Source organism: Microbacterium sp. (genome assembly GCF_031178525.1).
In the GTDB taxonomy this organism is placed as follows: domain Bacteria; phylum Actinomycetota; class Actinomycetes; order Actinomycetales; family Microbacteriaceae; genus Microbacterium.
Window position 1 is genome coordinate 1 of record NZ_JAPSJA010000238.1, and the last position, 3553, is coordinate 3553.

Genomic DNA, 3553 nt, shown 5'->3' on the forward strand with positions numbered 1-3553 from the left:
CCACCTATCAGCGCAACCTCACGACGCGGGCGGAGGTCGTCGACGCGGTGCGCGTTCTCGCCGAGCAGGCCTTCGACGACTGCGCGGCCGAGGGCCGGGCCGTCGTGCGCGTGCACCTGAAGGTGCGCTACGCCCCCTTCGAGACGAAGACGCTGGGGCGCAAGTTGCCCGAGCCGACATCGCGGCGGGAGGATGTCGTGGCGGCCGCTCTCAGATTGGCGGACAAGATCGAGGAGCGCGAGATCCGGCTGCTCGGGGTACGCGCGGAGATGTCTCCGCCGGACCAGGCGGACCCGGTGGAGCGCACGCCCGTGCGCGGCCGCCTGTAACGCGGCTACGCTTCCGCGCCCCACCGGGGGAGGATGGACGGATGCAGGACATCGAGCTCGCGCGCATCCGCGCCGGCGCCGTCACGCTCCACGATGCACGCCGCAACGAGCGACGCGAGGTTCTCCTCCAGGAGTTCGAGATCGGCGTCTATGCGGTGACGCAGGAACAGCTCTCGGCTCTGATCGGCGAGGGGGAGGAGCATCCACATCCGCGCAGACCCGCGGTGGACGTCACCTGGCAGCGTGCGATCCGCTTCTGCAATGCGGCCTCCGAGTGGGAGGGACTCGACCCCGCGTACTCCTTCGAGGGCGAGGACGTGATCTGGCACGTCGATGCGGACGGGTACCGCCTGCCCACAGAAGCCGAGTGGGAGCACGCCTGCCGCGCCGGCTCCTCCGGGCCCCACTACGGTCTGCTGAAGGACGTCGCGTGGACCGCGGCGGACGGCGCGCACGCACCGCGCGACGTGGGCGGCAAGATGCCGAACCTGTTCGGGCTGTTCGACACGCTCGGCAACGTGTGGGAGTGGTGCTGGGACCTGCTCGACCCTGCTCGCTATGGGGACTACCGCGTCTTCCGCGGCGGAGGTTTCGCCGACGAGGCGTGGAATGTCCGCGCATCGGTGCGTCGCGGAGGCGCGCCGCGAATGCACCACGATGACCTCGGCTTCCGCGTCGCGCGAGGCGGCTTCGACGCGGTCAACGAGGCGCAGGGGTGGTCGGAGGCGGCCGATCGCGAGCGCGCCGCGGTTGCGGGCCCCTTGCCGACGGGATGGACACCCCGCCGGTGACGCCCTCCATGCGCACGGGGATCGGCAGAGGTGCACGGGACGGGCGTCCGGACGACGCCGACGACGTCATCATGGACGATCCGGAAGGCAACGGGTTCTGGGTGATCGACTCCGCCGAGTGGGACGGCGGGGAGCGTCGGGGCGATACGGTGACCGGATGAGCTTCACCGTGACCGAGATCGCCGCCGACGACTGGGAGGCGTTTCGCGAGATCCGCCTGCGCATGCTCCAGGACACGCCGATCGCCTACGGGGAGACCTACGAGGCGAGCCTGCGCATCCCGGAGACGGAGTGGCGCTCGCGCGCCGGACGGGGGCAGGAGCCGCACAACGCATCGTTCGTCGCGGTGGCAGACGACGGCACGTGGATCGGCATCATGCGCGGGTACGTGTCGCAGGCCCGCGGGCCGATGCTGGTCAGCGTGTTCGTGGACCCCGCGTGGCGCAGCCGGGCGATCGGGGTCGCGGACGCGCTGCTCGACGCGGTGATCGATTGGGCGCGCGGCGAGGGGGAGACCCTGCGGCTGGAGGTGCACGCGGACAACCCGCGCGCGGCGGCCTTCTACGCGCGTCGCGGCTTCGTTGAGACCGGGAATCGGCGCCCTTACGAGCTGCCTCCGCATGGCGACGAGGTCGAGATGGAGTTGTCGCTTCGCCGCTGAGTCACCGGTGACGGGTTCCTGGCAATGCGCTGGATCGATTTGTTACCTCCCCGTTACCTGCGCGTAAGGTGGCACGTCGAACCGCGAGGGACCGCTGTCGCATCCGCCCCCAGAGTCCCTCGTTCCCGGAATCTACCCTTTCCGGTCGGGCGGACGGTCGTGGCTTCGGTCGCGGCTCGAGACAGGGCTGTGGAGTTCCGAGTGATCCTGAACAAGAAAACCCGAATCGACGCCGGCACTCGTTCGTCGCGCCTGGCGCGCGGTGGGCTCCTGGCCGCCGGCGTGCTCGCCGCGACCGCCGGCGTGCTCGTGCCCACGGCGGCGAACGCCGCGGACGAGGGCACCTGGGACGCGCTCGCGCAGTGCGAGTCCGGCGGCAACTGGGGCATCAACACGGGCAACGGCTACTACGGCGGCCTGCAGTTCTCGCAGTCGACGTGGGAAGCGAACGGCGGCTCGGGCAGCCCGGCCGCAGCGTCGCGCGACGAGCAGATCCGCGTCGCCGAGAACGTGCTCGCGACGCAGGGCTGGGGCGCCTGGCCCAGCTGCTCGGCGCAGATCGGCGCGAGCGGATCCGCGGAGCCGAGCGCGACAGCGCCCGCCCCTGCTCCCGCCGCCGAGGCGCCGACCGCACCCGCGACGGACGGCAGTGCCGCGCAGCAGGCGCCGGCCGCCGCGCCTGTGCCGGCTGCGCCGACGTACACGCTGCCGGACGTGGAGGCCTCCGACGAGACCGTCACGGTCGAGTCCGGCGACACGCTGTTCGAGCTCGCCGAAGCGGCGGACCTCGAGAGCGGATGGCTCGGCATCTTCGCCGTCAACCAGGACGCGATCTCCAACCCGGACCTCATCGAGGTCGGCCAGGAGCTCGTCCTGCCCGCGGAGTAAGCACCGCCTGACCGTGTGCGCGCGTCCCTCGAGGGGCGCGCGCACACGCGTGTCGGCGGCCCGCGATGGGACAATCGCGAGCATGACCGACGTCGCCACGGCCGTGTGGACGCCCCCGCGCGACCGCGGATCGGTCTCCGAGGCGTCGGCGCGCATCGGATCAGGTGACGTGGTGTGGCGGCGTGCCACCGCGGAGCTGATGCGCTGGGCGGTCAAGACGCGAAGCGGCTTCTCGGTCCCTACCGCCGCTCCGGTCGCCGAGGGGCAGCGGGTCACCGTGATCGCGCATGTCGGACCGATCCGCATCGTCGAGCCCGTGCAAGTGGTGGAGGTCGTGGCGGAGCGCACGCACATGGGGTTCTCCTACCGGACCCTGCCCGGACATCCCGTCTCGGGCGAGGAGGCGTTCATCCTGCATCGCGATGGCGAGGATGTTCATCTCACCGTGCGCTCGCTTACGCGGGCCGCACCGCGCGGCGGGTGGCGATGGGTGTTCCCGCTGCTGCTGATCGCGCAGCGGATCGTCCGGCGGCGGTACCTGCGGGCGCTCCGCTGAGCTCGGCGTCGCGGCGCCATCGCGCCGATCCGGCGATCGAGCTCGTTCGCCGGATCGATAATGGGGGAGTGGAGCCGTGGGAGCTGCGTGAGTGGTTCGAGGACTATCTCGACGCCTGCAACCGCCATGACCTGAATCGCATCCGCGAGTTCGTCGATCCGTCGGTGCGGAGGGCGCATCTGACGGGCGGCGTCGAGGCGTGGCTTGCAGACCTCGACGATCTGTTTCACGCGTTTCCCGATTGGCGGTGGCGCCGCATCCAGCTCCTGGTCGAAGACGACCGCATCGCCGCGCATCTGCGGGGGAGCGGCACGCACTCCGGGGCGTT

General features: G+C 71.2%; 6 protein-coding genes and 1 pseudogene. All 7 read left to right on the top strand.

Annotated features, from left to right (window positions below):
- A pseudogene (locus RIF89_RS12275) lies at positions 1-329 on the top strand (DNA polymerase IV); the annotation flags it as partial.
- Between the two features lie 41 nt (positions 330-370).
- Entirely contained in the window at positions 371-1120 is a 750-nt protein-coding gene (locus RIF89_RS12280) for an SUMF1/EgtB/PvdO family nonheme iron enzyme (protein ID WP_309069392.1), read from the top strand.
- Positions 1117-1281 carry a hypothetical protein gene (locus tag RIF89_RS12285; protein WP_309069393.1) on the top strand — a complete coding sequence of 55 codons (165 nt, stop codon included), beginning with the start codon at positions 1117-1119 and terminating at the stop codon, positions 1279-1281. Before RIF89_RS12280 ends, RIF89_RS12285 begins: the two co-directional genes overlap by 4 nt.
- Positions 1278-1781 carry a GNAT family N-acetyltransferase gene (locus RIF89_RS12290; RefSeq protein ID WP_309069394.1) on the top strand — a complete coding sequence of 168 codons (504 nt, stop codon included), beginning with the start codon at positions 1278-1280 and terminating at the stop codon, positions 1779-1781. The genes RIF89_RS12285 and RIF89_RS12290 overlap by 4 nt, the downstream gene beginning before the upstream one ends.
- Positions 1782-1970: 189 nt before the next feature.
- Entirely contained in the window at positions 1971-2669 is a 699-nt protein-coding gene (locus RIF89_RS12295) for a transglycosylase family protein (RefSeq protein WP_309069395.1), read from the top strand.
- Between the two features lie 82 nt (positions 2670-2751).
- Positions 2752-3225, top strand: a complete 474-nt coding sequence (locus tag RIF89_RS12300) for a DUF1990 family protein (RefSeq protein ID WP_309069396.1) — start codon at positions 2752-2754, stop codon at positions 3223-3225.
- Positions 3226-3293: 68 nt separating this feature from the next.
- Positions 3294-3553: ester cyclase (locus tag RIF89_RS12305; RefSeq protein WP_309069397.1), on the top strand; the 260-nt coding region annotated here is incomplete at its 3' end.